At 62.2% G+C, this 26348-nt stretch carries 27 protein-coding genes; 24 read left to right on the forward strand and 3 right to left on the reverse strand.

From position 1 onward, the window contains the following. Window positions 1–14: 14 nt before the first annotated feature. The gene (locus B058_RS0109740) at window positions 15–2588 is read left to right on the forward strand and encodes a cation-translocating P-type ATPase (protein WP_081616771.1); all 2574 of its coding nucleotides are present in this window, start codon (window positions 15–17) and stop codon (window positions 2586–2588) included. A gap of 34 nt (window positions 2589–2622) precedes the next feature. Beyond that, window positions 2623–2994 (forward strand): DUF2784 domain-containing protein, encoded by a 372-nt coding sequence (locus B058_RS0109745; protein ID WP_018508292.1) that lies wholly within the window; start codon window positions 2623–2625, stop codon window positions 2992–2994. Window positions 2995–3033: 39 nt separating this feature from the next. Here the strand turns inward: B058_RS0109745 and B058_RS0109750 are convergent, their stop codons facing one another. Then, window positions 3034–3933 (reverse strand): cation diffusion facilitator family transporter, encoded by a 900-nt coding sequence (locus tag B058_RS0109750; RefSeq protein ID WP_018508293.1) that lies wholly within the window; start codon window positions 3931–3933, stop codon window positions 3034–3036. Window positions 3934–4099: 166 nt separating this feature from the next. Here B058_RS0109750 and B058_RS0109755 point away from each other — a divergent pair, with 166 nt between their 5' ends. The 5 genes from B058_RS0109755 (at window position 4100) to B058_RS0109775 (ending at window position 7839) form a co-directional block, all read left to right on the forward strand. Further along, window positions 4100–4687, forward strand: a complete 588-nt coding sequence (locus tag B058_RS0109755) for a nitroreductase family protein (RefSeq protein WP_018508294.1) — start codon at window positions 4100–4102, stop codon at window positions 4685–4687. Window positions 4688–4767: 80 nt separating this feature from the next. Next, a complete protein-coding gene (locus tag B058_RS0109760) occupies window positions 4768–5265 on the forward strand; it encodes a CNP1-like family protein (protein WP_169335093.1) in 498 nt (165 codons plus the stop codon). Then, on the forward strand, window positions 5265–6386 hold the full coding sequence (gene proB, locus B058_RS0109765; RefSeq protein WP_018508296.1) for a glutamate 5-kinase: 1122 nt from the start codon (window positions 5265–5267) through the stop codon (window positions 6384–6386). Before B058_RS0109760 ends, proB begins: the two co-directional genes overlap by 1 nt. Beyond that, window positions 6383–6979 (forward strand): histidine phosphatase family protein, encoded by a 597-nt coding sequence (locus B058_RS0109770; protein ID WP_018508297.1) that lies wholly within the window; start codon window positions 6383–6385, stop codon window positions 6977–6979. The genes proB and B058_RS0109770 overlap by 4 nt, the downstream gene beginning before the upstream one ends. Before the next feature lie 29 nt (window positions 6980–7008). Beyond that, window positions 7009–7839: a cobalamin-binding protein gene (locus B058_RS0109775; protein WP_245539290.1), complete on the forward strand. Its 831-nt coding sequence runs from the start codon at window positions 7009–7011 to the stop codon at window positions 7837–7839. Here the strand turns inward: B058_RS0109775 and fur are convergent. After that, window positions 7827–8276 (reverse strand): ferric iron uptake transcriptional regulator, encoded by a 450-nt coding sequence (fur, locus tag B058_RS0109780; RefSeq protein WP_018508299.1) that lies wholly within the window; start codon window positions 8274–8276, stop codon window positions 7827–7829. The genes B058_RS0109775 and fur overlap by 13 nt on opposite strands. 79 nt (window positions 8277–8355) lie before the next feature. On the opposite strand from fur, the gene bamE reads away from it, so the two are divergent. From bamE to B058_RS0109815, 7 genes are all read left to right on the forward strand, one after another. Continuing rightward, entirely contained in the window at window positions 8356–9417 is a 1062-nt protein-coding gene (bamE, locus tag B058_RS16800) for an outer membrane protein assembly factor BamE (RefSeq protein ID WP_018508300.1), read from the forward strand. Next, entirely contained in the window at window positions 9414–10217 is an 804-nt protein-coding gene (gene dapB, locus B058_RS0109790) for a 4-hydroxy-tetrahydrodipicolinate reductase (protein WP_018508301.1), read from the forward strand. Before bamE ends, dapB begins: the two co-directional genes overlap by 4 nt. 21 nt (window positions 10218–10238) lie before the next feature. After that, window positions 10239–10493, forward strand: a complete 255-nt coding sequence (locus B058_RS0109795) for a glutaredoxin domain-containing protein (protein ID WP_018508302.1) — start codon at window positions 10239–10241, stop codon at window positions 10491–10493. A gap of 155 nt (window positions 10494–10648) precedes the next feature. After that, window positions 10649–11788 carry a glutamine-hydrolyzing carbamoyl-phosphate synthase small subunit gene (gene carA, locus B058_RS0109800; RefSeq protein WP_018508303.1) on the forward strand — a complete coding sequence of 380 codons (1140 nt, stop codon included), beginning with the start codon at window positions 10649–10651 and terminating at the stop codon, window positions 11786–11788. Window positions 11789–11790: 2 nt separating this feature from the next. Beyond that, window positions 11791–14997, forward strand: a complete 3207-nt coding sequence (gene carB / locus B058_RS0109805) for a carbamoyl-phosphate synthase large subunit (RefSeq protein ID WP_018508304.1) — start codon at window positions 11791–11793, stop codon at window positions 14995–14997. Window positions 14998–15014: 17 nt separating this feature from the next. After that, window positions 15015–15491 carry a transcription elongation factor GreA gene (greA, locus tag B058_RS0109810; RefSeq protein WP_018508305.1) on the forward strand — a complete coding sequence of 159 codons (477 nt, stop codon included), beginning with the start codon at window positions 15015–15017 and terminating at the stop codon, window positions 15489–15491. Window position 15492: 1 nt separating this feature from the next. Beyond that, on the forward strand, window positions 15493–15951 hold the full coding sequence (locus B058_RS0109815) for a DUF4149 domain-containing protein (RefSeq protein ID WP_018508306.1): 459 nt from the start codon (window positions 15493–15495) through the stop codon (window positions 15949–15951). A gap of 17 nt (window positions 15952–15968) precedes the next feature. Here the strand turns inward: B058_RS0109815 and B058_RS0109820 are convergent, their stop codons facing one another. Continuing rightward, complete coding sequence (locus tag B058_RS0109820) at window positions 15969–16265, reverse strand: YhbY family RNA-binding protein (RefSeq protein ID WP_018508307.1); 297 nt, start codon at window positions 16263–16265, stop codon at window positions 15969–15971. Window positions 16266–16306: 41 nt separating this feature from the next. Between B058_RS0109820 and B058_RS0109825 the strand changes: the two genes are divergently transcribed. The 10 genes from B058_RS0109825 (at window position 16307) to secG (ending at window position 26340) form a co-directional block, all read left to right on the forward strand. Then, complete coding sequence (locus B058_RS0109825) at window positions 16307–16957, forward strand: RlmE family RNA methyltransferase (RefSeq protein WP_018508308.1); 651 nt, start codon at window positions 16307–16309, stop codon at window positions 16955–16957. Window positions 16958–17033: 76 nt separating this feature from the next. Then, entirely contained in the window at window positions 17034–18926 is a 1893-nt protein-coding gene (gene ftsH, locus B058_RS0109830; RefSeq protein WP_018508309.1) for an ATP-dependent zinc metalloprotease FtsH, read from the forward strand. 54 nt (window positions 18927–18980) lie between these two features. Further along, complete coding sequence (gene folP / locus B058_RS0109835; protein ID WP_018508310.1) at window positions 18981–19820, forward strand: dihydropteroate synthase; 840 nt, start codon at window positions 18981–18983, stop codon at window positions 19818–19820. Next, a complete protein-coding gene (glmM, locus tag B058_RS0109840) occupies window positions 19810–21174 on the forward strand; it encodes a phosphoglucosamine mutase (protein WP_018508311.1) in 1365 nt (454 codons plus the stop codon). Before folP ends, glmM begins: the two co-directional genes overlap by 11 nt. Before the next feature lie 93 nt (window positions 21175–21267). Then, window positions 21268–22284 (forward strand): phosphate ABC transporter substrate-binding protein PstS, encoded by a 1017-nt coding sequence (gene pstS / locus B058_RS0109845; protein ID WP_051082092.1) that lies wholly within the window; start codon window positions 21268–21270, stop codon window positions 22282–22284. 120 nt (window positions 22285–22404) lie between these two features. After that, window positions 22405–23382, forward strand: coding sequence for a phosphate ABC transporter permease subunit PstC (gene pstC / locus B058_RS0109850; RefSeq protein ID WP_018508313.1), 978 nt, complete (start codon window positions 22405–22407; stop codon window positions 23380–23382). 7 nt (window positions 23383–23389) lie between these two features. Beyond that, window positions 23390–24235, forward strand: coding sequence for a phosphate ABC transporter permease PstA (gene pstA / locus B058_RS16805; RefSeq protein ID WP_051082094.1), 846 nt, complete (start codon window positions 23390–23392; stop codon window positions 24233–24235). Window positions 24236–24253: 18 nt separating this feature from the next. Then, on the forward strand, window positions 24254–25036 hold the full coding sequence (pstB, locus tag B058_RS0109860) for a phosphate ABC transporter ATP-binding protein PstB (RefSeq protein ID WP_018508315.1): 783 nt from the start codon (window positions 24254–24256) through the stop codon (window positions 25034–25036). Between the two features lie 177 nt (window positions 25037–25213). Continuing rightward, entirely contained in the window at window positions 25214–25960 is a 747-nt protein-coding gene (tpiA, locus tag B058_RS0109865; protein WP_018508316.1) for a triose-phosphate isomerase, read from the forward strand. A gap of 23 nt (window positions 25961–25983) precedes the next feature. Further along, window positions 25984–26340: a preprotein translocase subunit SecG gene (secG, locus tag B058_RS0109870; protein WP_018508317.1), complete on the forward strand. Its 357-nt coding sequence runs from the start codon at window positions 25984–25986 to the stop codon at window positions 26338–26340. The last annotated feature ends 8 nt before the right edge of the window (window positions 26341–26348 follow it).

Genomic DNA, 26348 nt, shown 5'->3' on the forward strand with positions numbered 1-26348 from the left:
GGTAGGATGGCCGGGTGAGCAAACGCGAATCGATATCCGGCGAGCAACCTGACTTCCAGGGTTTGGCATCCTCCTTTGCCGCCGAGCGCCTGAGGACAGAGGGGCCGAACGCATTGCCCTCCGACGGGTCTAGCGGCATGGCATGCGTCGTGTTCGAAGTGATCCGGGAGCCGATGTTTCTGTTGCTCCTCGCTGCGGCGGCGATCTACCTGGTGCTAGGCGACCTGCATGAAGCCCTGGTACTGCTGTTCTTCGTTTGCGTAGTGATGGGCATCACGCTCTATCAGTCGCACAAGACTGAACGCGTCCTGCAGGCCCTGCGCGACCTGACCAGTCCCCGTGCCCTAGTGCTGCGCGATGGCGAGAAGCAGCGTATCGCCGGCAACGAGGTGGTGCGCGGCGATATCCTCATGCTGACTGAAGGAGACCGCGTGCCAGCAGACGCATACCTCCTGATGTGTAGCGGCCTGCAGGTGGACGAATCACTGCTGACCGGCGAAGCGGTACCGGTGCGAAAGACGGTGGGCGTGGGGGCGGTGGTCACGGCGCACCCGGGCGGCGACGATTTGCCGATGGTGTATTCCGGCACGCTGGTGGTGCAGGGCCAGGGCATCGCCCGAGTGACGGCGACCGGGTCGCGCACGGAAATCGGCAGGATCGGCAAGTCTCTGCAGGTCCTGCGCCCCGAGCCGAGTCCAATGCAGAGCCAAGTGCGCCGCATGATGTGGATTTTTGCGCTGCTCGGCATCCTGTTGTGCGCCGCGGTTGTCGTCCTGTATGGCCTGACGCGTGGGGCTTGGCTCGACGCCCTACTTGCGGGAATCACGCTCGCGATTTCGCTGCTGCCGCAGGAATTTCTGGTGGTGCTCACGGTCTTCCTCGCACTGGGCGCGTGGCGCATTTCGCGCAGCCACGTGCTGACGCGTCGTATTCCGGCGCTGGAGACGCTCGGCGCCGCCACGATCCTATGCGTGGACAAGACTGGCACCATTACCGAGAACCGCATGACGGTGACGCAGCTGGTGACGCGCGACGCGCGCCTTGCGGTCGGCGACGGGCAGGAGAATTCGCTCCCGGAAGCCTTCCATGAACTGGTCGAATTCAGTGTGCTGGCCAGCATGGTCGATCCGTTCGATCCGATGGAGAAAGCTTTCCGCCATCTCGCCGACCACTATCTGGCGGGGACCGAGCATCTGCACGACGACTGGACGCTGGTCCAGCACTACCCCCTGAGCTGCGATATGCTCGCCATGTCGCATGGCTGGCAAGCGACCCGGCGCGACGAATACGTGGTCGCCGCCAAGGGGGCGCCGGAGGCCATTGCCGATCTGTGCCACCTATCCGCGGCGGAAATCGTGGCCATCTCCGAGGAAACGGATCGTCTGGCTAGGCAGGGTCTGCGCATCCTGGCCATTGCCAGGGCGACGTTCAGGGGCACGGCCTGGCCGCCGCAGCAGCACGATTTTCCCTTCGTTTTTCTCGGCATGATCGCGCTGGCCGACCCCGTGCGCCCGCGCGTGCCGGAGGCGATCCGCGTGGCGCGCCGGGCCGGGATGAGGGTAGCGATGATCACCGGCGACTACCCGGGTACTGCCGAAGCGGTTGCTCGAGAGGCGGGCATCGAACTTGGCGGCGGCATTCTTACCGGCTCGGAGATCGACGCGCTCGACGACGCGTCCTTGCAGCAACGCCTCAGGGTCGCCCATGTGTTTGCGCGTGTGACGCCGGAACAGAAGCTGCGCCTGGTGCAAGCCTTCAAGGCCCGCGGCGAAGTGGTGGCGATGACCGGGGATGGCGTGAACGATGCACCGGCGCTCAAGGCCGCACACATCGGCATCGCCATGGGCGGGCGCGGCACCGATGTGGCGCGCGAGGCGTCCTCGCTGGTCCTGCTGGACGACGACTTTGCCACCATTGTCGATGCCATCCGTCTGGGGCGGCGCATCTTCGACAATTTGCACAAGGCGATGGCCTACATTCTCGCCGTGCATGTGCCGATTGCCGGCATGGCGCTGTTGCCGCTACTGTTCGGTCTGCCGCTGGTGCTCGCGCCGGTGCATATCATTTTCCTCGAGCTCATTATCGATCCGGCGTGCTCCATCGTGTTCGAAGCTGAGCCAGAGGAGGCGGGCGCCATGGATAGGCCGCCGCGCCGACCGGATGCTCCCCTGTTCAGTATGCGTACCTTGCTACTGTCGCTGTTGCAGGGCGCGACCGTGTTTCTCGCCGTGGCTGCGGTGTATGCCCTGTCGCTGCAGCGCGGGCAAGGCGCCGATGAGGCACGTGCTCTGACGTTTGCCACGCTGGTAATCGGCAATCTTGGGCTGATTCTCGTCAACCGCTCCTGGTCGAGCACGCTGCTGGCCTCGCTGCGTATCCAGAATCCCGCCTTGTGGCGGGTGATTGGCGGCACGCTTGGCTTTCTGGCATGCGTGCTCTACGTACCTGGTCTGCGCGACGTGTTCGGCTTTGCGTATCTGCATGCGGGCGATGTGTTGCTGGCTTTCGTGGCAAGCGCGATGGGTGTCGCCTGGTTCGAACTGTTCAAGTGGGCAAAGGGAAAGCGCGTGACGGGTGCGCGCGCCTGACAACTGGAGTCTCGGGAGACGCATGGAAGGGAGAATGGCGTTGATACTTGCCGATATCCTGGTGGTGGTGCATCTGCTGTTCGTTGCGTTCGTCATGGCAGGCGGCTTCCTGCTGGCGCGCTGGCCCAGGTTGCTGGCGTTGCAACTGCCCGCTGTCACCTGGGCTGCGTACATCGAGCTGAGCGGCGGAATCTGTCCGCTGACGCCCCTTGAAAATCATTTTCGCACGCTCGGTGGGGGCAGTGCCTACAGCGATGATTTCGTCGAACACTACCTGTTGCCGGTCCTGTATCCGGAGAATCTCAGCATGCCACTGCAGCAGGTATTGGCCGGGCTGGTCGTGCTGGTTAACCTGTTTGCTTACAATTGGGCGTACCGGGCGCGGAGACGGAAACAGGCTGAGTGACCGCTGGGCGCGGGCCTGTGCATCGAGTGCAATGGCGGGTCAGCGATCCAGTTCCTGGTCGGCCAGGGAAATCGGATCTTCCTTCGGCTCCAGATGCGTGGTGATGTGGGCGTATGGGATGGCTTGCCGGATATCGGCTTCGATGCGTTCCGACCAGTCGTGTCCTTGCTGGACCGACCATGTACCTGGCACCAGCAGGTGGAAGGAGATGAAGGCACGAGTACCCGCCTGGCGTGTGCGCAGGGCATGGAATTCCAGTTCCTGCCGACGATAGCGATCCAGAATCTCTTCGATCGCCCGGATGTCCGCCTCCAGGATGGATACATCCATCAGGCCGGCGGCGGAGCGCTGCAGCAGTTGCCATCCGGTCCACACGATGTTCAATGCTACCAGCAGCGCGATCACCGGATCGAGCCATAGCCAGCCGCTCACCCAGACCAGCCCGACCCCTGCGATGACGCCCACGGAGGTCCAGACGTCAGTAAGCAGGTGGTGGGCGTCGGCCTCCAGGGTGATGGATTTGTATTTGCGGCCGACCCCCATGAGGATGCGCGAGGTAACGAGATTGATGATCGACGCGACCACCGAGACCCCAAGACCGATGCCCACCGCTGCGAGCGGCTGCGGATTGAGCAGGCGCTCGATGGCGGCATAGGCGATGCCGACCGCAGCGAGCAGGATGAGAAAGCCTTCGAAGGCGCTGGAAAAGTACTCCGCCTTGCCATGCCCGTGCGCATGATTGTCGTCCGCCGGCAGTGAGGCGAGCGACAGCATGGCGAGCGCCATCATTGCACCGGCCAGGTTGACGAAGGATTCGAGCGCGTCGGAGAGTAGACCGACCGAACCGGTGAGCCACCAGGCCCAACCCTTGAGCAGGATGGTGGCGAGGGCTGCCGCGATGGAAAGCCAAGCGTAACGTTTGAGTGCGGGAGGTAACATCTCGATCTTCCCGAGGAGCGATTGAAGTGTGCCGGATTGTATCCCAGCGCGGACCGGCTATTCCCGGAAGCATGCCCATGCCGTGTATGCAAACGTGTTCATTCACAGTTCGGAGGCGCGTGTCCTATAGGCTATGGTTAAGCATGATTGCCATGGAGATGCCCCGATGCCGAGCACGCTCAACGATGCGATTCAACGGCGTTATGCCTGCCACGAATTTGCCAAGGGCAAGCCTGTATCGGCGGACGAACTGGCCTGGGTGCTGGAAGCGGGCCGGCTGGCACCTTCGGCATTCGGCCTGGAACCCTGGCGCTTCATCGCCGTGACCGACGAGGCAGGCCGGGCCGCGGTTGCGCAGGCCTGCTACGACCAGCCTGCAGCGACGACGGCCGCGGCGCTGGTCGTGATCGTGGCGCTGGTTGCAGCGCTCAAACCGGATTCGGACTATGTGCGGGCACGTTTCACAGCGGAAGCCCGGGGCCAGGATCCTGAACCGATTTATTCTGCCTATCGGTCGCTCTATCGTGCCGAGTCCATGGCGGAGTGGGCGCAGGGGCAGTGCAATTTTGCGGCCGCGCAGATGCTGTTGCAGGCGGCGCATATGGGTCTGGGAAGTTGTCCGATCGGCGGGTATGACGCAACCGCGCTGGCAACCGCTGTCGCCCTGCCAGCGGGCGAGGTGCCTGCCCTGGTCATCGCCCTGGGCCAGTGCGGCTATGCCGCCCCAGAACGCATCCGCAAGCCGCTCGTCTGATCCCGCGTCCTTGCGCATTGCCGCGACGGTGGGCATCTTTCTTGAAGACATCCCGCTGTCGAAGCAATAAAATGCCGGGCATGAAAATCCTGCTTGCTCTGCTCCTGTGCCTGCCGTTTACCGCCCATGCCGAATGGCTGGATTTCGATCACGAGTTCGATCAGGACAAGCCCTGGGTCGAAGTGACGGCCCAGTTGCCGCCCTATCCCAAGCCCGGCAACCTCATCCCGTTCGATGTCTCGTCGGCGACTCGCAACAAGTTTTTTGTCGATTCCGATTCGATCAGCGTCGGTTCCGACAAGGTGGTGCGCTACACCGTGGTGATCGAAGCTGCCGGCGGGGCGAAGAACGTTTCGTACGAAGGACTGCGCTGCGAAACCGGCGAGCGCCGCCTGTATGCCTATGGCCACGCCGACGGTAGCTGGTCGAAGGCGCGCAACGCCCAATGGCAAAGCATCCGGGTGCGTTCGTTGTTGTCGTATCACAAGGCCCTGTACGAGGATTATTTCTGCCCCGACGGCATCAACGTCCGCAATGCCAAGGAGGCTGTGGAAAGACTGCGGCGCAGGGTGAACTGATGCAGTCCGTGGTGAAGCACGCGCGGCGCATCGTCGTCAAGGTCGGTTCCAGTCTGGTCACTGCAGAAGGGCGCGGTCTCGACCACGCCGCGCTGTCGCGCTGGGCCGAACAGATCGCCGCGCTGACCGCGCAGGGCAAGGAAGTGGTGCTAGTGTCGTCGGGCGCGATCGCGGAGGGCATCGCACGATTGGGCTGGAAGAAGCGTCCGAAGGCCGTCAACGAATTGCAGGCCGCCGCCGCCGTGGGGCAGATGGGACTGGTTCAGGCATACGAATCGATCTTTCGCACGCACGATCTCCATGCCGCCCAGGTACTGCTCACGCACGAAGACCTGGCCGACCGCACGCGCTACCTTAATGCACGCTCGACCCTGCGCACTTTGCTGGAATTGAGAGTGGTGCCGATCATCAACGAGAACGACACCGTCGCCACCGACGAAATCCGCCTCGGCGACAATGACACGCTCGGCGCGCTGGTGACCAATCTGATCGAAGCCGACTGCCTCGTCATCCTCACCGACCAGTCCGGTCTCTATACCGCCGACCCGCGCAAGCATCCCGACGCCACCCTGGTGATGGACGCCCACGCCGGCGACCCCGACCTCGAGCGCATGGCGGGAGGAGCGGGCAGCAGCGTCGGCACCGGCGGCATGCTGACCAAGATCCTCGCCGCCAAGCGTGCGGCACGCAGCGGCGCGCATACGGTGATTTGCAGCGGACGCGAGGAAGGCGTGCTGCTGCGGCTGGCAGCAGGCGAGGCGATCGGCAGCCAGCTGGTGGCGCGGCAAGCGCCGCTTGCCGCGCGGCGTCAGTGGCTGGCCGATCATCTGCAACTGCGCGGCGGCGTGGTGCTCGACGACGGTGCGGTGCGGGCGCTGTGCGAGGGTGGCAAGAGCCTCCTGCCGGTCGGCGTGAAGGGCGTCACCGGTGAATTCGAGCGCGGCGAAGTGGTGGCGATCGTCGATATGGACGGCCACGAAATCGCACGCGGCCTGACCAATTACAGCGCTGGCGAAGCGCGCCGCATCGCCGGCAAGCCGAGCAGCGCGATAGAAGCCGAACTGGGCTACATGGACGAGCCTGAAATGATCCATCGCGACAATCTGGTGCTGCTGGCGTGACCACCACGCTGGATTTGCTGCGCCACGGCGAACCGGTTGGCGGCCGTAAATATCGCGGACAGATCGATGATCCGTTGTCGGAGAAAGGCTGGGCGCAGATGCATGCGGCCGTGGGCAACACCGCGCCCTGGACCCGCATCGTGTCGTCACCCTTGCAGCGCTGCCGTGCCTTCGCCGAAACCCTGGCTGACCGCCACGGCCTGTTGCTGACGTTGGACGAGCGGCTGGCGGAAGTCGGGTTCGGCGTATGGGAGGGGAGGTCGGCGGCCGAGATCGAGCAGGATGCGCCGGGTGCCGTGGCGCGCTTCAAGCATGATCCCGTGAATGCGCGCCCGGAAGGAGCAGAACCGCTGGCCGAATTTCTTGGCAGGGTGGCTGCTGCACTGGACGCCATTCTGGCCCGGCATCCCGACGAGCATGTGCTGCTGGTCGGACATGCCGGGGTGATCCGCATGGCATTTGCCTGGGCGCTGCATGTGCCGCTGGCACATGCCTACCGCATCGAAGTGGCGAATGCCGGGCTGACCCGTCTGCGTTTCGACGGCGATCGCGCGAGCCTGGTCTTTCACGATGGTAGTCTTGCCCCACTGTGATCCGTCGCGGCTTGATTGGTCTGTGCCTGTTGATAGCCGCGTCCTCGCAGGCCGCGCCCCTCCGTCTGCACGACGATGCCGGACTGACGCTTGAATTCAGCCGGCCGCCTCAGCGTATCGTCTCGCTGGCACCGCATCTCACCGAACTGCTGTTTGCTGTGGGCGCCGGATCGCAGGTGGTGGGCGTGGATGCTGCCAGCGATTATCCGAAAGCGGCACAGGCACTGCCGTATGTCGGCGATTTCAGCCGCATCAACTTCGAGCGCATCCTGGCGCTGAAGCCCGATCTGGTCATTGTCTGGGTGGGCGGTAACCGGGCGGCAGACATTTACCGCCTGAAACAGATGGACATCCCGGTATTGCAGACCCAGGCGGCCCGGCTCGATGACGTGGCACGCCTGTTGCGTCTGATCGGTCAGGTGAGCGGCCATGCCGGGGAAGGGGAGGCGGCGGCACGAGATTATTCCGCGCGGCTGGCGGCGCTGCGGATCCGGCCCGGCCAGGAGCCGCCGGTCGGCGTGTTCTATCAGGTATGGGACCGTCCGCTGATGACGGTGGGAGGCACGCACTGGATCACCGATGCGCTGGCGCTATGCGGTGCACGCAACGTATTTGCCGACCTGCAGGCGCTGTCGCCTGTGGTGTCGCGGGAAGCCGTGCTGCAGCGCGCGCCGGCACTGATCGTGGGCGGCACCGATGCACCCGACATGCGCCGGGTATGGCAGCGCTTCACGCGCTTGCCCGCCGTGAGAAACCAGGCTTTCGTACGGGTGGATGCGGATCGCCTGCACCGTCTCACGCCGCGCCTGATCGAAGGCGTAGCCGAATTGTGTGCGGCGGTCGAGCCTTATGTCCGGTGACGCGACTCGGTCGGCTTGCGGTTGGGGCAGTTTTCCTTGAGGCAGTCGGCGTAGATCTGCAGTGAATGGTCGTGGATGGCAAATCCGCGTTCCTTGGCGATGCGGGTTTGGCGTTTTTCGATTTCGCTGTCGTAGAACTCTTCGACTTTGCCGCACTGCAGGCAGACCAGGTGGTCGTGGTGATCGCCCTGGTTGAGCTCGAACACGGCCTTGTCGCTGTCGAAATGATGCCGCATCAGCAAGCCAGCCTGCTCGAACTGGGTCAGCACGCGGTAGACGGTGGCGAGGCCGATATCCTGGCCTTCGTCAGAGAGCAGGCGGTACACCTCCTCTGCCGTCATGTGTCGCTTGTTGCTCTGCTCGAACAAATCGAGGATTTTCAGGCGCGGCAGTGTGGCTTTGAGGCCGATGTTCTTGAGATCGGACGGATTGCTCAATGGTGTCTCCAGAACGGGAACGCGAATACGTTATGATACGTTTTTTTCCAACCGCCCAAACCTTTCCGGTTTCCTGGCTATGCGTCAATTCCTGATTTCTGCTCTGCTTTTAAGCCTGCTTGCGGGCTGTTCCAGCCTTCACATCGGTCCCCATCACATCGATGTGCAGCAGGGTAATGCGCTCGACCAGGAAAACGTCGCGCGCCTGAAGACGGGGCTGAATCGTTCTCAAGTCCGCTTTCTTCTCGGCACACCGCTGGTCGTCGATCCGTTCCGTACCGATCGCTGGGATTATGTGTACCTCTATTACAAGGCAGGAAGGCTGACCGAGCAAAAGCACATCACGCTGATCTTCGAGGGCGATACGCTGGCACGCATCGAGGGCGACTTGCCCGAGCCGGCGGCACAGTCTGCCGCCGAGCCAGAGCGGCCGACTGCATCCGTGCCTGCGGCGATGCCGGCCCCTGCTCCGACGGCGCCCGCCGAAGAGCCGGTGGCCCGGCCTGCTGCAGGTGCCGCCCAGCCAGCCCAGGCACCGACCGCGCCTGCATGGGTGGCCGCCGCACCTGCCGCGCAGGCACAGGCGGCCCGGGCCGAACCCGCACCCGAGCCGTCGGTATCCGAAACCAGCATCGTGCCCCCGTTGCCGAGCCCCAAGGATGCGCCGGCCTATGTCGATCCCCGTCCGGTTCCCGAACTGAGCCTGAAGTCCGAAACCGACGTGTCGCAGATCAAGCCGGATGCTGTGCCGCCTTTTCCCGAGCCGCATGCAGCGACGACCAGCGACGATGCGGTACTGAAATCGGTGCATGCCTGGGCCGATGCCTGGATGCAGCGTGACAGCGCCGCCTACTTTGCGGCGTATGACGCCGGCTTCGTTCCGGAGGGTGACAGCCGTACTGCCTGGGAGGCGCGCAAGCGCAAGATGCTGAGCGGAACGGGTGGCATCGAAGTGAAAATCGATTCGCCCTCGGTCGAGCGGACCGGCGAGGGGACGGCCACGGTGAATTTCAAGCAGTACTACCGCGCTGGCACGTATCACGACGCTGTCGTCAAGCAGTTGCGCATGGTCGAACGCGACGGCCGCTGGGCGATCGTGGAGGAAAAAGTGCTGTCGACCCTGAAGGATGGCCGGCCGTGAGCGTGCGGATTGCCCTTGCCGGCGTATCCGGACGGATGGGACGCGCCCTGCTCGAAGCGGTGGGGACCGATCCCGGTTGTACGCTTGGTGCTGCCATCGACCGTCCCGGCAGCCCGCTGGTCGGACAGGATGCGGGCGCCGCCTGGGGCGCAGCCAGCGGAGTACGGGTGACGGATCAGCCCGCCGCTGCCCTGCACGGGATGCATGCGCTGATCGATTTCACCCGCCCCGAGGCGACCTTTGGCTATCTCGATGCCTGCGTCGCGGCCGGCATGCCACTGGTCATCGGTACCACCGGCTTCGACGATGCCGGTAAAGCGCGGATTGCCGCGGCGGCGCAGCGGATTCCCGTAGTGTTCGCGCCCAATATGAGCGTCGGCGTGAACCTTCTGATGAAACTGGCCGAGCTTGCTGCCCAGGTGCTGCAGGACGGCTACGATATCGAGATCATCGAGGCGCATCATCGCCACAAGGTCGATGCGCCCTCCGGTACCGCACTGGGCTTGGGGCAGGCGGTTGCACGGGCGATCGGCCGCGATCTGGCCAGTTGCGCCGTCTACGGACGCGAGGGCGTCACCGGCGAGCGCGATCCCAAAACCATCGGCTTCGCCACCGTGCGTGGTGGCGATATCGTCGGCGATCACACACTGCTGTTCGCCGGCATTGGCGAGCGCGTCGAACTCACCCACAAGGCCAGCAGTCGCGCGACGTTTGCCCAGGGTGCGCTGCGTGCCGCCAAGTGGCTGCAAGGCCGCGCGCCGGGCCTGTACGACATGCGCGACGTATTGAATCTGAATTAACCGCTTTAACAGGAACGCACCATGAACGCCGTCAAGGTCTACAGCACCGGTACTTGTCCCATCTGCGTCAAGGCCAAGGCCTTTCTCGACAAGCGCGGCATCGGCTATGACGAAGTCCGCATCGATCTCGACCGCGAGGCGATGAAGGAATTCGCTGTCATCACCAACGGCGCGCGCACCGTGCCGCAGATCGTCGTCGATGGCACCTGCATCGGCGGTTTCACCGAATTGACCGAACTCGACATGGATGGCGGCCTGGATCATCTGCAGCCCTGAACGGGACGGCGCGCGCGCAGGAAAGCGTGCTTAAGCATTGAAGCCGGGTCGCGAATCGACTATAATTGCGGCATTCAAGTTCAGGCGGGTTCGCGCAAGCGGCTCGCCTGAATTTTGTCACCTGCGTCACGCTCATTCGTCTTGCGGAGTCCTCCTTGTCACGTGCCCAGCCCGCCATCCTTGTTCTAGCTGACGGTTCGGTATTTCGCGGCCTGTCCATCGGCGCCGACGGCATCACGACCGGCGAAGTAGTCTTCAACACCGCACTGACCGGTTATCAGGAAATCCTCACCGACCCCTCATACTCGCGCCAGATCGTGACGCTGACCTATCCGCATATCGGCAATACCGGTGTCAATGCCGAGGACGTCGAGTCGGGCCGCATCCATGCGGCAGGTCTGGTTGTGCGCGACCTGCCTCGCCTGTATTCGAATTTCCGTGCAAGCCAGTCTCTGGCCGACTACCTCAAGAACCAGAGCATCGTGGCGATCGCCGACATCGATACGCGGCGGCTGACCCGCGTCCTTCGCGAAAAAGGCGCGCAAAACGGCTGCGTCATGGCGGGCGCGGTGGACGAAGCCAAGGCGCTCGAGGCTGCGCGCGCCTTTCCCGGCCTGACCGGCATGGATCTGGCCAAGGTAGTGAGCGTGTCAAAAGCCTATGAATGGAACGAGACCGAATGGAAGCTGGGGCGTGGCTACGGCCAGCAGGCCGCACCGCGTTTCCATGTGGTGGCTTTCGATTACGGCGTCAAGCGCAATATCCTGCGCATGCTGGCCGAGCGTGGCTGCCGCCTCACCGTGCTGCCGGCCACGGCTACCGCTGCCGCAGCGCTGGCATTGAAACCGGACGGCATTTTCCTCTCCAACGGCCCGGGCGATCCGGAGCCGTGCGATTACGCGATCCGGGCGATCGGCGAACTGGTGGCGGCGAAGATTCCCACCTTCGGCATCTGCCTGGGACATCAATTGCTTGCGCTCGCTTCAGGTGCTAAGACCGTCAAGATGAAGTTTGGCCACCACGGCGCCAACCACCCCGTGAAGGATCTCGACAGCGGCCGGGTGGCGATCACCAGCCAGAATCATGGCTTCGCGGTGGATGCGGCGACCCTGCCGGCCACCTTGCGCAGCACCCACGTTTCCTTGTTCGACGGTTCGCTGCAGGGGCTGGCCCGTACCGATGCCCCCGTGTTCAGTTTCCAGGGCCACCCGGAAGCCAGCCCCGGCCCGCACGACATGAGTTATTTGTTCGACCGATTTATTCAGCTGATGGCTGACCATGCCCCAGTACACTAATTATGCCCAGGCGCAGTGATCTAAAAAGCATTCTCATCATCGGCGCCGGCCCCATCGTCATCGGGCAGGCGTGTGAATTCGACTATTCCGGTGCGCAGGCGTGCAAGGCGTTGCGTGAGGAAGGCTACAAAGTCATCCTCGTCAACAGCAACCCGGCGACGATCATGACCGATCCGGACATGGCCGACGTCACCTACATCGAGCCGATTTCCTGGCAGGTGGTCGAGAAGATCATCGAGAAGGAACGTCCCGACGCACTGTTGCCGACCATGGGTGGGCAGACCGCGCTCAATTGCGCACTCGACCTGGCCAAGCATGGCGTGCTGGAAAAATACGGCGTCGAGATGATTGGCGCATCCAAAGAAGCCATCGACAAGGCCGAGGACCGCGAGAAATTCAAGGCGGCGATGACCAAGCTTGGGCTCGGCTCGGCGCGTTCGTCGATCGCCCATAGCATGGAGGAGGCGCTGCAGGTGCAGGCCGCCCTCGGTTTTCCGACTATCATCCGGCCGTCGTTCACCATGGGTGGTTCGGGCGGCGGTATCGCCTACAACAAGGAAGAGTTCGTCGCCATCTGCGAACGCGGCCTGGAAGCGTCGCCCACGCACGAGTTGCTGATCGAGGAATCGCTGCTCGGCTGGAAGGAATACGAGATGGAGGTGGTGCGCGATAGCAAGGACAACTGCATCATCGTCTGCTCGATCGAGAACTTCGATCCGATGGGCGTCCACACCGGCGATTCGATCACGGTCGCGCCGGCGCAGACCTTGACCGACAAGGAATACCAGATCATGCGCAACGCCAGCCTCGCGGTGCTGCGCGAGATCGGCGTCGACACCGGGGGTTCCAACGTGCAGTTTTCCATCAACCCGGAAGACGGGCGCATGGTGGTGATCGAGATGAACCCCCGCGTATCGCGTTCGTCCGCGCTGGCGTCGAAGGCGACCGGCTTCCCGATCGCCAAGGTGGCGGCCAAGCTGGCGGTCGGTTATACGCTCGATGAACTGCAGAACGACATCACTGGCGGCGCGACTCCGGCCTCATTCGAGCCGTCGATCGACTATGTCGTCACCAAGGTGCCGCGCTTCGCGTTCGAGAAATTCCCGCAAGCCGACGATCGCCTGACCACGCAGATGAAATCAGTGGGCGAAGTGATGGCGATGGGGCGCAGTTTCCAGGAATCGCTGCAGAAAGCCTTGCGTGGACTGGAAGTCGGCGTCGACGGTTTTGACCCCAAGACCACCGACCGCGACGAGATCGAGGCTGAGTTGATGTCGCCCGGCCCCGAGCGTATCTGGTATGTGGGCGATGCGTTCCGCGTCGGCATGAGCCTGCAGGAAGTTCACGCCGTGTCGAAAATCGATCCGTGGTTCCTCGACCAGATCCAGGAATTGATCGAATTGGAAACCTCACTGGCCGGACGGGCGCTGAGCGATCTCGGGCGCGACGAGCTGCGTGTACTGAAACGTGCTGGCTTCTCCGACCGTCGCCTGGCCAAACTGTTGAATACCGACCAGCACGCGGTGCGCACGCGCCGCCACGAACTGGCACTGCACCCGGTGTATAAGCGGGTCGACACCTGCGCGGCCGAGTTCGCCACGCAGACCGCCTACATGTACTCGACCTACGAGGAAGAGTGCGAGGCGCACCCGACCGACGCCAAGAAGATCATGGTGCTGGGCGGTGGGCCAAATCGCATCGGCCAGGGCATCGAGTTCGATTACTGCTGCGTGCACGCCGCGCTGGCGTTGCGCGAAAACGGCTTCGAGACCATTATGGTCAACTGCAATCCGGAGACCGTCTCCACCGATTACGATACGTCGGATCGCCTCTACTTTGAACCGCTGACGCTGGAAGACGTGCTGGAAATCGTGCGCATCGAGAAGCCCTTCGGCGTGATCGTGCAATACGGCGGGCAGACCCCGCTGAAGCTGGCGCGCGATCTGGAGAGGAACGGCGTGCCCATCATCGGCACCAGTCCCGACATGATCGATGCGGCCGAAGACCGCGAGCGTTTCCAGCAGATGCTGCACGACCTGGGCCTCAAGCAACCGCCCAACCGCACCGCGCGCAACCCCGACAGCGCCATCCGCATGGCCGAGGAAATTGGCTACCCGCTGGTGGTTCGCCCCTCCTATGTGCTGGGCGGCCGCGCCATGGAGATCGTACGCGAGGAAGCCGACCTGCGGCGCTACATGACCGAGGCGGTCAAGGTGTCGAACAAATCGCCGGTGCTGCTGGACCGTTTCCTCAACGACGCTATCGAGGTCGATGTGGACGCGCTGTCCGACGGCGAGCAGGTGGTGATCGGCGGCATCATGCAGCACATCGAGCAGGCGGGCGTGCATTCGGGCGATTCGGCGTGTTCGCTGCCACCGTACAGCCTGTCGCAGGAGGTGCAGGACGAGCTGCGTCGCCAGACGGTGGCGATGGCGAAAGCGCTGAAAGTCGTTGGCCTGATGAACGTACAGTTCGCGATCCAGGGCGACGTCGTGTATGTGCTGGAAGTAAACCCGCGCGCCTCGCGTACCGTGCCTTATGTGTCCAAGGCGATCGGCGCGCCGCTGGCGAAGATCGCCGCGCGCGCAATGGCGGGTATCTCGCTGAAGACCCAGGCGTTCGAGAAGGAAATCATCCCGCCGTATTTCTCGGTGAAGGAAGCGGTCTTCCCGTTCCGCAAGTTCCCCGGTGTGGACACCATTCTCGGTCCGGAAATGAAATCGACGGGCGAAGTCATGGGGGTAGGCGACAATTTCGGCGAGGCCTTTGTCAAGTCGCAGCTGGCGTCGAGTTCCGAATTGCCCAAGCCGGGCGGGCGGGCGTTTGTCAGCGTGCGTTCGGGCGATCGCGACGCCGTGATTGAGGTGGCGCAGATGCTGCACGATCTCGGCTTCAACGTGGTTGCCACCCGCGGGACAGCCCAGGCGATCGAATCGGCCGGCATTCCTGTGGCGGTCGTCAACAAGGTCAAGGAAGGCCGGCCACACATCGTCGACATGATCAAGAACGGCGATATCGATTTCATCGTCAACGTGGTCGAAGACAAGAAGGCAGTGAAGGATTCCTATGCCATCCGTGCCGAAGCGCTGGCACGCCGGGTTGTGTACTTCACCACCCTGGCAGGGGCACGCGCCGCCTGCATGGGCATGCAGCATGGCAACGAACTGAAAGTGTATTCCCTGCAGTCGCTGCATCAGCGGCTGAACTGATCTGAAAAGGCAAGGTTGTGAACAAATTCCCTCTCACCGTCGTGGGCGCCGAAAAATTGCGCGTTGAACTGCAACACCTGAAAAGCGTGGAGCGCCCCGCCGTGATCCAGGCGATTTCCGAGGCGCGCGCGCAGGGCGACCTGTCGGAAAATGCCGAATACGATGCTGCCAAGGAGAAGCAGGGCTTCATCGAAGGCCGCATTGCTGACCTTGAAGGCAAGCTGGCCAACGCGCAGATCATCGATCCCACCACGCTGGACGCGGATGGCCGTATCGTGTTCGGCGCGACGGTTGAGCTGGAAGACGTCGAATCGGGCGATACCGTCACATATCAGATCGTCGGCGACGACGAGGCGGACATCAAACAGGGCAAGATTTCGGTCTCGTCTCCCATCGCCCGCGCGCTGATCGGAAAATATGCAGGCGACAGCGTGGATGTCCAGGCGCCTGCTGGCGTGCGCCAGTACGAAGTGCTGGACGTCCTGTACAAATAGCATGCGACGTTTCTGGGACGGCCTTGCCGGCGGATTGCTGGTCCTGTGGATCGGCGGCATGTGGGCGATCGGCTACGTCGCCGCGCCGGTATTGTTCGCCAATCTGGGCGACAAGCAACTGGCCGGGATGCTGGCCGGCCGGCTGTTTGCGGTGATGGCGTGGATCAGTATCGCCGCCGCGGCCTACCTGCTGATCTACCGGTTTGCCCGCGATGGCGCTGCGGCACTGAAAACCTTGTTTTTCTGGGCGGTGGCGTTGATGCTGGCATTGACGCTGGCCGGCCACTTCGGCATCCAGCCCATCATGCAGAGCCTGAAGGACCAGGCCATGCCGCATGCCGTGATGCAAAGCGTGTTTGCCGACCGCTTTGCCCGCTGGCATGGGGTATCGAGCATTCTTTATCTGATTCAGAGTGTGCTGGGCCTGTTGCTGGTCTGGCGCTCGGGGCTGGCGCGATAAACGTCCCTTTTCTGGAGTCAGCTCGGCAGGACGATCACAGGCTTGCTGGCAGCGCGATAAATCACCAATATCTTGCCGATCTGCTGCACCGGCGCGGCCCCTGTGGTTGTACAGATTTCCTCCAGCCAGGCGCGACGCATGTCCGGTGCGTCGCTGGCCGCCTTGATCTTGATCAGTTCGTGCGAATCGAGACCGCGTTCGATTTCCTTCAATACGGCAGCGGTCAGCCCCTGGTTGCCGATCATGACCACCGGCTGGCGGTTGTGGGCCAGGCCCTTGAGGAATTGCCGCTGGGCGGGCGTGAGTGGTTTCATTGCATCTTCCTTAAACTGAGCGCGGATTGTAGCCGATAGAGATGGTGCAGAAAGCAAAGCGAACCAAATCGGGCAGTGCCTGGATGCACGAGCACGTGACGGATCCCTACGTCAAGAAAGCGCAGCAGGATGGTTACCGTTCGCGTGCCGCGTATAAATTGCTGGAAATCGACACGCGCGACCATCTGTTGCGCCCCGGCATGACGGTGGTGGATCTGGGTGCCGCACCCGGCAGCTGGTGTCAGGTGGCCGTGCAGAAGATGAAGAAGCAGGGCAGGGTCCTGGCGATCGATCTGCTGCCGGTGGCGCCAATACCGGGCGTCGACAGCCTGGAAGGCGATTTCACCGAACGGGCGGCGCTGGCCTGGCTGGAAGAAAAGTTGCACACTGGGCGAGTTGACCTTGTTTTAAGCGATATGGCCCCCAATATCAGCGGAGTGATGCTGCGCGATCAGGCGCGACATTACGAATTGTGCGAGTTGGCGCTTGATTTCGCGGTGAACTGGCTGAAACCAGATGGGGCTTTCCTCGTCAAAGTGTTTCAGGGGGTCGGGTTTGAGGATTTTCGTGCCCGGATGCGGCAGGCTTTCGAACAGGTGCTGATCCGCAAGCCCGACGCATCGCGAGACCGCAGTACCGAGGTTTATTTGCTGGGACGCCGCCCTGTTGCAGCGCGGGATGGCGGGTCGTGATGATGCCGTGACAAGCTGGCAGTATAGGGTTTAGAATGAGTCTAAGCGTGCTGGATTCAGCACCCAAGGAGTAAACGTGAACAATTTGTCCAAGAACATCGCCATCTGGCTAATCATTGCGGTCATCCTGATGACGGTGTTCAATCAGTTCGGTGCGCAGCGCACCTCGCAGTCGCAGATGCCATACTCGCAGTTCATCGAGGAGGTGCGTCAGCAACAGATCTCCAAGGTGGTGATTGAAGGTAACGTGCTGAAAGGCGAGCGTAGCGATGGGCAGCGCTTCACCAGCTATGCGCCGAGCGATCCGTGGATGGTCTCCGACCTGCTGAAAAACGGCGTCTCGGTCGAGGCCAAGCCGGAAGAGCAGCCCTCTTTCCTGATGAGCCTGTTCATTTCGTGGTTCCCCATGCTGTTGCTGATTGGTGTCTGGATATTCTTCATGCGCCAGATGCAAGGTGGCGGCCGTGGCGGTGCCTTCTCGTTCGGCAAGAGCCGGGCGCGCCTGCTCGATGAAAATGCCAACCCTGTGACCTTTGCCGATGTTGCAGGCTGTGACGAGGCCAAGGAAGACGTTGCCGAACTGGTGGATTTCCTGAAAGATCCGTCCAAGTTCCAGAAATTGGGTGGACGCATCCCGCGCGGCGTGCTGATGGTAGGCCCTCCTGGTACCGGTAAAACGCTGCTGGCCCGCTCGATCGCCGGCGAGGCCAAGGTGCCGTTCTTCAGCATTTCGGGTTCCGACTTCGTCGAGATGTTCGTCGGCGTCGGTGCCGCGCGCGTGCGCGACATGTTCGAGCAGGCGAAGAAGAACTCGCCCTGCATCATATTCATCGACGAAATCGATGCGGTTGGCCGCCAGCGCGGTGCCGGCCTGGGCGGCGGCAACGACGAACGCGAGCAGACGCTGAACCAGTTGCTGGTTGAAATGGACGGTTTCGAGGCGAGCGTTGGCGTGATCGTGATCGCGGCAACCAACCGCCCCGACGTGCTCGACCCGGCGCTGCTGCGTCCGGGCCGTTTCGACCGCCAGGTGGTGGTGGGCCTGCCCGACATCCGCGGCCGCGAGCAGATCCTGCTGGTGCATATGCGCAAGGTGCCGGTTGCACCTGACGTGCGGGCCGATATTCTGGCGCGTGGCACCCCTGGCATGTCCGGCGCCGATCTCGCCAACCTGGTCAATGAGGCGGCCCTGTTTGCCGCGCGCCGCAGCAAGCGTCTGGTCGACATGGACGATTTCGAGCAGGCCAAGGACAAGATCTTCATGGGTGCCGAGCGTAAATCCATGGTGATCACGCCCGAGGACAAGAAGAAGACGGCTTACCACGAGTCCGGGCATGCCGTGATCGGCATGACGCTGCCGGGTTGCGATCCGGTGCACAAGGTCACGGTGATCCCGCGCGGTCGCGCGCTGGGTGTGACCATGTCCCTGCCTGAACTGGACCGTTACAGCCTGTACCAGGATCAGATGCTGTCGCAAATCTGCATGCTGTATGGCGGACGGGTGGCCGAAGAAATCTTCGTCGGCAGCATTTCGACCGGCGCATCGAATGACTTCGAGCGGGCTACCAGCATCGCCCGCGACATGGTGACGCGCTACGGCATGTCGGATGCACTGGGTCCGATGGTGTACGGTGAAAACGAGGGTGAAGTATTCCTCGGGCGCTCGGTGACTACGCACAAGAACATGAGCGAGGCCACCATGCAGAAGGTCGATACCGAAATCCGCCGCATCCTGGATGAGCAGTATGCCCGGGCCACGAAAATCCTGACCGAGGGGCGTGACAAAGTCGAGGCGATGACAGCTGCTCTGATGGAATGGGAAACGATCGATGCCGAGCAGATCGGTGACATCATGGCCGGCCGGCCGGTGCGTCCGCCCAAGCCGTCGGCCACGCCTCAACCGCCGGCGAACGGGGGCGACAAACCCAGTGCCCCCGCTCCGACTGCCCAACCGGCCCAGGAAACCTGAGCGGGGACATAGCGTTACCCATTACAATGGAGGGGCTTTGGCCCCTCTTTTTTTATGTCTGTTCTCCACGCCGGTTCGCATCGCCTTCCGCTCTCACGCCCTCGCATCATGGGGGTCGTCAATGTCACGTCCGATTCATTCTCGGACGGCGGGCAATTGCACGATACGCAGGCAGCGATTACCCATGCGCTCAAGCTGAGCGAACAGGGCGCCGATATCCTTGACGTCGGTGGGGAGTCGACCCGCCCTGGCGCGACAGCGGTACCCGTCGACGAGGAAATCCGGCGTGTGGTGCCTGTGATTGAGGCGCTTGCGCGTGAAGGTTGCCTGGTATCGGTGGATACCAGGAAGCCTGGGGTGATGCGTGCAGCGCTCGCTGCAGGTGCGACGATGGTGAATGATGTCGCTGCCTTGCAGGCGTCGGATGCGATGGAGGCAGTGGCAGCGTCGGGGGCCGCCGTGTGCCTCATGCATATGCAGGGCGATCCTCAAAGCATGCAGCAGTCGCCCCGTTATGCCGATGTGGTGGATGAGGTGAAACAGTTTTTGCGGGCCAGAGTACAGGTCTGCGAGGCCGCCGGGATCGCACGCGAGCGGCTGGTGATCGATCCGGGGTTCGGTTTCGGCAAAACGCTGCAACACAACCTGGCGCTGTTGAAGCATCTGGGAGGGCTGGCTGAGCTGGGCGTGCCGATACTGGCCGGATTATCGCGCAAGTCGATGCTGGGCTCCCTGACAGGACGTGCCGTGGATGAACGTGAATTCGCCGGCGTGGCGGCGCACCTGATGGCGGTGGCGCAGGGTGCCCGCTTGGTCCGGGTACACAATGTAATGGCCATGCGCGACGCGCTGGCCATCTGGAATGCAGTGGAGGAATACAAGGATGGGACGTAAATATTTCGGTACCGACGGCGTGCGGGGCAAAGTGGGCGAGTCGCCCATCACGCCCGAGTTTGTGATGCGCCTTGGCTACGCCGCCGGACAGGTCTTGGTGGCCGACCGTGGCAGCCTGCCGCCGAACGAGCACCCGACCGTGCTGATCGGCAAGGACACCCGCATTTCAGGCTACATGCTGGAAGCCGCATTGGAAGCCGGCTTCACCGCCGCCGGGGTGAATGTGCTGATGACCGGGCCGATGCCGACACCGGCGGTAGCCTATCTGACCCGGGCACTGCGCCTGCAGGCCGGCGTGGTGATCTCGGCGTCGCACAACCCATTCGAGGACAACGGCATCAAGTTCTTTTCTGCCAGCGGTCAAAAACTGCCGGATAGCGTGGAAGAGGCGATCGAAGCGCGGCTGGACAGCCCGATCGTGACCGTCGAAGCGCGCCAGCTGGGACGTGCCCGCCGCATCGAGGATGCCGCAGCGCGCTACATCGAGTTCTGCAAGAGCACCTTCCCCAACAGCCTCGATCTACGCGGGATGCGCATCGTGGTGGACTGCGCCAATGGCGCGACCTATCACATTGCACCGCATGTGCTGCACGAACTGGGTGCCGAGGTGATCGCCATCGGCAATGAGCCGAACGGCTTCAATATCAACGACGAATGCGGCGCCACGCATACCAAGGCGCTGTCCGACGCAGTGCGCGCGCATCGCGCCGATCTGGGCATCGCGCTGGATGGCGATGGCGACCGGCTGATGATGGCGGACGCTCAGGGACGCGTGTACGACGGCGACCAACTGGTCTACGTGATCGCCCGTCATCGCATCCAGACGGGTTACATGAAGGGGGGGGTGGTCGGTACGCTGATGACCAATCTCGGCACCGAACATGCGCTGGCGCGCATCCAGATTCCGTTCGAACGGGCCAAGGTGGGCGACCGCTATGTGCTCGAGCGACTGCATGCCAATGGCTGGACGCTGGGCGGAGAAACCTCCGGCCACATTCTGTGTCTGGACAAGCACACCACCGGCGACGGGATAGTTTCGGCCCTGCAGGTGCTGCGCGCACTGCGCGAAACCGGTGAAACGCTGGATGCCTTCACCGCAGATCTGGAAACCTATCCTCAGGTGATGATCAATGTACCGGTGGCCAAGGGGTTCAAGCTGGATGCGGCGCCTGCTGTCAGCGCATCGGTCGCCGAGGCGGAGGCCGCACTGAATGGCAGCGGCCGGATTGTCCTGCGCGCATCCGGGACCGAGCCGCTGATTCGTGTGATGGTGGAAGGGCGCGACGCCGATCTGGTTCGACACACGGCTGAAACAATTGCCACGGCCGTCAAGGCTGCAGCCACGAGCGGGTGATTTCCCGTCCTGAAATATATCTGTAATATTCGCCCGTTAGTATGGCGACGTCGCCCCATGCGGCAACGTCAACTACTACCGGAGATATTACACATGCGTACACTCAATAAACTGGCTCAAGGGACGCTGGCTGCGGCCATGGGTCTGGCTTTCAGTGTTGGTGCCTTGGCTGCCGACATTACAGGCGCAGGCGCAACCTTCCCCTATGCTGTTTACACGAAGTGGGCTGAGGCATACAAGACCGCTACGGGCAACCAGGTCAATTACCAAGGGATCGGCTCGTCGGGCGGCGTCAAGCAGATCAAGGCCAAGACCGTTGATTTTGCCGGGAGCGACGCGCCGGTTCCGGTGGCCGATCTGGAGGCGAACCATCTGGTCCAGGTTCCCACCGTGATGGGTGGCGTGACCATCGTCATGAATGTCCCCGGCTTTGAATCCGGCAAGCTGAAGCTGGACGGCATGACCGCAGCCGACATTTTCCGTGGCGCGATCACCAAGTGGAACGACCCTGCCATCGCCAAGCTGAATCCTGGCGTCAAGCTGCCGGATCTGGCCATTACTGTGGCACACCGTTCGGACGGTTCCGGCACGACCTATGCGTTCTCCAACTACCTGGCCAAGCAATCGATGGCATTCAAGCGTGATGTCGGTGCCGGCAACACGGTGAACTGGCCTGCCAACGGCGTGGGCGGCAAGGGCAACCCGGGCGTCGCAGCCAACGTGCAGAAGATCAAGGGTGCAATCGGCTACGTCGACATCGCCGATGCAATGAAGAACAACATGAACTTCGTGGCGCTGAAGAACCGTGCCGGCAATTTCATTGTGCCGAATCAGCAGTCGGTAGCCGATGCCGCTGCAGGTGCCGACTTCCATGTCAAGGGCATGGCCCCCGACCTGCTGGATCAGTCCGCCAAGAATGCATGGCCCATCACGACGGCCACCTTCATGCTGGCCTATGAAAAGGGCGATGCCGCGAAGCAAAAAGGCGTGGTCGACTTCTACACCTGGTCGCTGAACAACGGCCAAAAAATGGCGGCTGAGCTTGGCTTCGTGCCCCTGCCGCCCAATGTTGTGAAGATGGTTGAAGCGGAAATGAAAAACATCAAGTAATGCATTAGGCTTGACCTGACTTGATGTTGGCCGGGGGCGTCCACCCCGGCTTTCTACGAAAGCGGCTGCTTCAGGCGGCTGTTTTCGCAGACAAGAAATCGAATCGATAGGCACCCCACAGTGAGTGAGCCCAGCGCAACCGCCGGAATCGATCTGCACGCCAAGCAGGTCCGGAAATTTCGGCTGCAGGACAGGTTTTTCCATCATTCCACGCAGGTTTTCGCCTTTGTTGTGCTGGCGGCGCTGGTGGGTATTCTGGTATCGCTCTCCATCGAAGCCTGGCCCAGCCTCAAGGCGTTCGGCCCGTCCTTTCTGTGGACCAACGTCTGGAGCGTGCCGGACGACAAATTCGGCGCGCTGGCTGCAATCTATGGCACGGTGACGACGTCCGTTCTGGCCTTGCTGATAGCGGTGCCGGTCAGTTTCGGGATCGCTCTGTTCCTGACCGAAACCTGTCCGCTCTGGCTGCGCCGGCCCTTGGGTACGGCGATCGAGTTGCTGGCCGGGATCCCCTCCATCGTATATGGCATCTGGGGATTGTTCGTGTTCGCGCCGTTGTTTGCCGATCACATCCAGCCGCCTTTGCAGGCGCTGCTGGGCGACGTTCCGATCATCGGCGGCTGGTTCTCCGGCCCGCCCATTGGGGTCGGCATCCTCACCGCCAGCATCGTGCTGGCCTTGATGGTCATCCCCTTTATTGCGTCGGTGATGCGGGATGTGTTCGAGACCGTGCCGCATGTACTGAAGGAATCCGCCTATGGGATCGGCTGCACCAACTGGGAAGTGGTGCGCAACGTCGTACTGCCTTATACCCGTGTGGGCGTCATTGGCGGCATCATGCTGGGACTGGGCCGCGCGCTGGGCGAAACGATGGCGGTCACCTTCGTGATCGGCAATGCCAACCGTATCAATGGCAGCCTGTTTGCGCCGGGCACCTCGATCGCGTCGACCCTGGCGAATGAGTTCGGCGAGGCCACGCCCGGCTTGCATATTGCCTCCCTATTCGCTCTGGGCCTGGTGCTGTTTATCATCACCTTTATCGTGCTGGCCATTTCGCGCTGGCTGATCAGCCGCAGCATGGGCTCCGAAGGTCTGTAAGGCGCGCATGATGAAACTGTATACCCGTCGCATCTGGATCAACCGCATCGGCATCACGCTGTCCATGGCTGCGATGAGCCTGGGGCTGATCGCGCTGTTGTGGATTTTGTGGACGCTGTTTTCAAAAGGCTTTGCCGCCTTGAACTGGGACATGTTTACCCAGGACACGCCGGCGCCAGGCTCCGAAGGCGGTGGCTTGCGTAACGCCATCGTGGGCAGCGGTCTGATCCTGCTTTTTTCCATGCTGATCTCGACCCCGATCGGCATTCTGGCCGGGATTTATCTGGCTGAATTCGGGCGTGTCTCAAAGTTTGCGTCGTTCACCCGTTTCATGACCGACATCATGCTGTCGGCACCGTCCATCGTCATCGGTCTGTTCGTGTATGCGCTGTTTGTAACGACCACCGGTGGTTTCTCCGGCTGGGCAGGGTCGCTGTCACTGGCGTTGATTGCCATTCCGGTGGTGGTGCGAACGACCGAGAACATGCTGAAACTGGTGCCCACCAGCTTGCGTGAGGCGGCCTTTGCCGTGGGTGCGCCGCGCTGGCAGGTGTCGCTCAAGGTGACCCTGCGCGCGGTCAAATCCGGCGTGGTGACCGGTGTTCTGCTGGCCATGGCGCGGATTACCGGCGAGACCGCGCCGCTGCTGTTCACCGCGCTCAACAACCAGTTTTTCAGCACCAATATGGACAAACCCATGGGCAATCTGCCTGTGGTGATTTACCAGTTTGCCTTGAGTCCATATGACAACTGGGTCAATCTGGCCTGGGGTGGTGCGTTGTTGATCGCTTTTCTGGTGCTGGCGGTCAACATCGGCGTGCGTGTGGTTTTCCGCAATAAAGACAAACGTTAATTTCCCCGGAGCTTTCTGATGCCCGTCCAAGCCATGCCTGCAGGCGAAAATGTTGCTTTGCAAGTCCGCAATCTGGATTTCTTTTATGGCGATTTCAAAGGCCTCAGCAACGTCAACCTGGACATTGCCCACAAGAAGGTGACGGCCTTCATCGGGCCGTCCGGTTGCGGGAAATCCACGTTGCTGCGTACCTTCAACCGCATGTACGACCTGTATCCCGGGCAACGTGCCGAAGGCCAGATACTGTTCCACGGCAAGAATCTGCTGGACAAAAGTCAGGATGTGAATCTGGTGCGTGCCCGGATCGGTATGGTTTTCCAGAAGCCGACCCCGTTTCCCATGACGATCTACGAGAATATTGCCTTCGGCGTGCGCCTGTACGAACGCATGTCGAAAAGCGCCATGGACGATCGCGTCGAATGGGCGCTCAACAAGGCGGCGCTGTGGGGCGAAGTGAAGGACAAACTGCTGCAGAGCGGCCTGTCGCTGTCCGGCGGCCAACAGCAGCGGCTGTGTATTGCGCGCGCGGTCGCGGTGAAGCCTGAAATCGTGTTGCTGGATGAACCGACCTCGGCGTTGGACCCGATTTCCACCGCCAAGATCGAGGAACTCATCAACGAATTGAAAAGCGATTACACCATCGCCATCGTCACCCACAACATGCAGCAGGCCGCGCGGATTTCGGATTACACGGCATTCATGTATCTGGGCGAACTCATCGAATTCAACGAGACCGGCACCATCTTCATGCGCCCGGGCAAGAAGCAGACGGAAGACTACATTACTGGTCGGTTTGGTTAACCGCCAGTAATGTAGCGGCGGAGGCTAACGTGAGCGAAGCGAACGTTAAGGTTAATGCCGGCCGGAGCCACTACATCACCGGCCGTTTCGGCTGATTACGCCGGGCAACTTTAGCCGGGCGGTTGACCGTCCGGCGCGCAGCGCTTACCATCGCGGACTTTTGTTTGGCAGATTCCCATGCGCAAGAAGCTCGTAGCCGGTAACTGGAAAATGCACGGCAGCCTGGCCGAAAACGCCGCCCTGCTGGCTGCAATCAAACCCGCTTTGACTGGAATCGAGGCCGCAGTATGCGTGCCTTTCCCTTATCTGGGACAAGCGCAGGCCGCACTCGCCGGGTCGTCGATTACCTGGGGGGCGCAGAATGTGTCCGAACAAGCCAAGGGCGCATTCACCGGCGAAGTGTCGACCTCGATGCTGCTGGATTTCGGTTGCAAGTACGTGATCGTCGGACATTCCGAGCGGCGCAGTCTGTATGGCGAATCCGACGCACTGGTTGCAAGCAAGTACCTGGCCGCACAGGCAGCCGGCCTGACGCCCATCCTCTGCGTGGGCGAATCCCTGGACGAGCGCGAATCCGGCGTGACCGAAACGGTTGTGGCGCGTCAACTCGACGCCGTGATCAGGGTCGCCGGTGTGGCATCCCTGGCCAAGGCGGTGGTGGCTTACGAGCCCGTATGGGCGATTGGTACTGGCAAGACGGCAACGCCGGAGCAGGCGCAGGCCGTCCATGCCTACATTCGTGGCAAAGTCGCAACGCTCGATGCGGGTGTGGCGGCACAGCTGATCATCCAGTACGGGGGTAGCGTAAAAGCCGCGAATGCGGCAGAATTGATGGCTCAGCCGGATATCGATGGCGGACTTATTGGTGGCGCTTCTCTAGTCGCTGACGAGTTCATCGCGATTTGCCGGGCCGCCGCCAAGTAAGCGTTGTCGAGTAAGAATCAAGCATGGAAACACTGGTCTGGGTCGTTCACATTATTGTTGCCATTGCGCTGATCGCGCTGGTGCTCTTGCAGCATGGCAAAGGCGCGGACATGGGCGCGGCATTCGGCAGCGGCTCGTCGGGCAGCCTGTTCGGTGCAAGCGGCTCGGCCAACTTTCTGAGCCGCAGTACCGCGGTATTGGCAAGCCTGTTCTTCCTGACCAGCCTGGGGCTGGCGTATTTCGGATTGCAGCAGCACAAACCGGCAGCCAGCGTGCTTCAACGTGTGGGGGTTCCCGCGCCGACGCAGGCCCCGCCCGCAACACCTGCAACGGTGCCGGGCAAGGATGCCGGTTCGAAAGTGGGAGACATCCCGCAGTAATAAGCAGT

Origin of the sequence: Thiobacillus thioparus DSM 505 (assembly GCF_000373385.1) — a bacterium.
Taxonomy (GTDB): Bacteria; Pseudomonadota; Gammaproteobacteria; order Burkholderiales; family Thiobacillaceae; genus Thiobacillus; species Thiobacillus thioparus.

Excerpts from the sequence above, each read along its gene's own strand:
- B058_RS0109825 (WP_018508308.1), top strand. The coding sequence starts at position 16,307 with ATGGTGCAGAAAGCAAAGCGAACCAAATCGGGCAGTGCCTGGATGCAC.
- glmM (WP_018508311.1), top strand. The coding sequence starts at position 19,810 with ATGGGACGTAAATATTTCGGTACCGACGGCGTGCGGGGCAAAGTGGGC.
- B058_RS0109820 (WP_018508307.1), bottom strand. The coding sequence starts at position 16,265 with ATGAAACCACTCACGCCCGCCCAGCGGCAATTCCTCAAGGGCCTGGCC.
- B058_RS0109745 (WP_018508292.1), top strand. The coding sequence starts at position 2,623 with ATGGCGTTGATACTTGCCGATATCCTGGTGGTGGTGCATCTGCTGTTC.
- pstB (WP_018508315.1), top strand. The coding sequence starts at position 24,254 with ATGCCCGTCCAAGCCATGCCTGCAGGCGAAAATGTTGCTTTGCAAGTC.
- secG (WP_018508317.1), top strand. The coding sequence starts at position 25,984 with ATGGAAACACTGGTCTGGGTCGTTCACATTATTGTTGCCATTGCGCTG.
- B058_RS0109755 (WP_018508294.1), top strand. The coding sequence starts at position 4,100 with ATGCCGAGCACGCTCAACGATGCGATTCAACGGCGTTATGCCTGCCAC.
- proB (WP_018508296.1), top strand. The coding sequence starts at position 5,265 with ATGCAGTCCGTGGTGAAGCACGCGCGGCGCATCGTCGTCAAGGTCGGT.
- pstS (WP_051082092.1), top strand. The coding sequence starts at position 21,268 with ATGCGTACACTCAATAAACTGGCTCAAGGGACGCTGGCTGCGGCCATG.
- tpiA (WP_018508316.1), top strand. The coding sequence starts at position 25,214 with ATGCGCAAGAAGCTCGTAGCCGGTAACTGGAAAATGCACGGCAGCCTG.
- B058_RS0109760 (WP_169335093.1), top strand. The coding sequence starts at position 4,768 with ATGAAAATCCTGCTTGCTCTGCTCCTGTGCCTGCCGTTTACCGCCCAT.
- B058_RS0109795 (WP_018508302.1), top strand. The coding sequence starts at position 10,239 with ATGAACGCCGTCAAGGTCTACAGCACCGGTACTTGTCCCATCTGCGTC.
- pstA (WP_051082094.1), top strand. The coding sequence starts at position 23,390 with ATGATGAAACTGTATACCCGTCGCATCTGGATCAACCGCATCGGCATC.
- B058_RS0109815 (WP_018508306.1), top strand. The coding sequence starts at position 15,493 with ATGCGACGTTTCTGGGACGGCCTTGCCGGCGGATTGCTGGTCCTGTGG.
- B058_RS0109750 (WP_018508293.1), bottom strand. The coding sequence starts at position 3,933 with ATGTTACCTCCCGCACTCAAACGTTACGCTTGGCTTTCCATCGCGGCA.
- carB (WP_018508304.1), top strand. The coding sequence starts at position 11,791 with ATGCCCAGGCGCAGTGATCTAAAAAGCATTCTCATCATCGGCGCCGGC.
- bamE (WP_018508300.1), top strand. The coding sequence starts at position 8,356 with ATGCGTCAATTCCTGATTTCTGCTCTGCTTTTAAGCCTGCTTGCGGGC.
- folP (WP_018508310.1), top strand. The coding sequence starts at position 18,981 with ATGTCTGTTCTCCACGCCGGTTCGCATCGCCTTCCGCTCTCACGCCCT.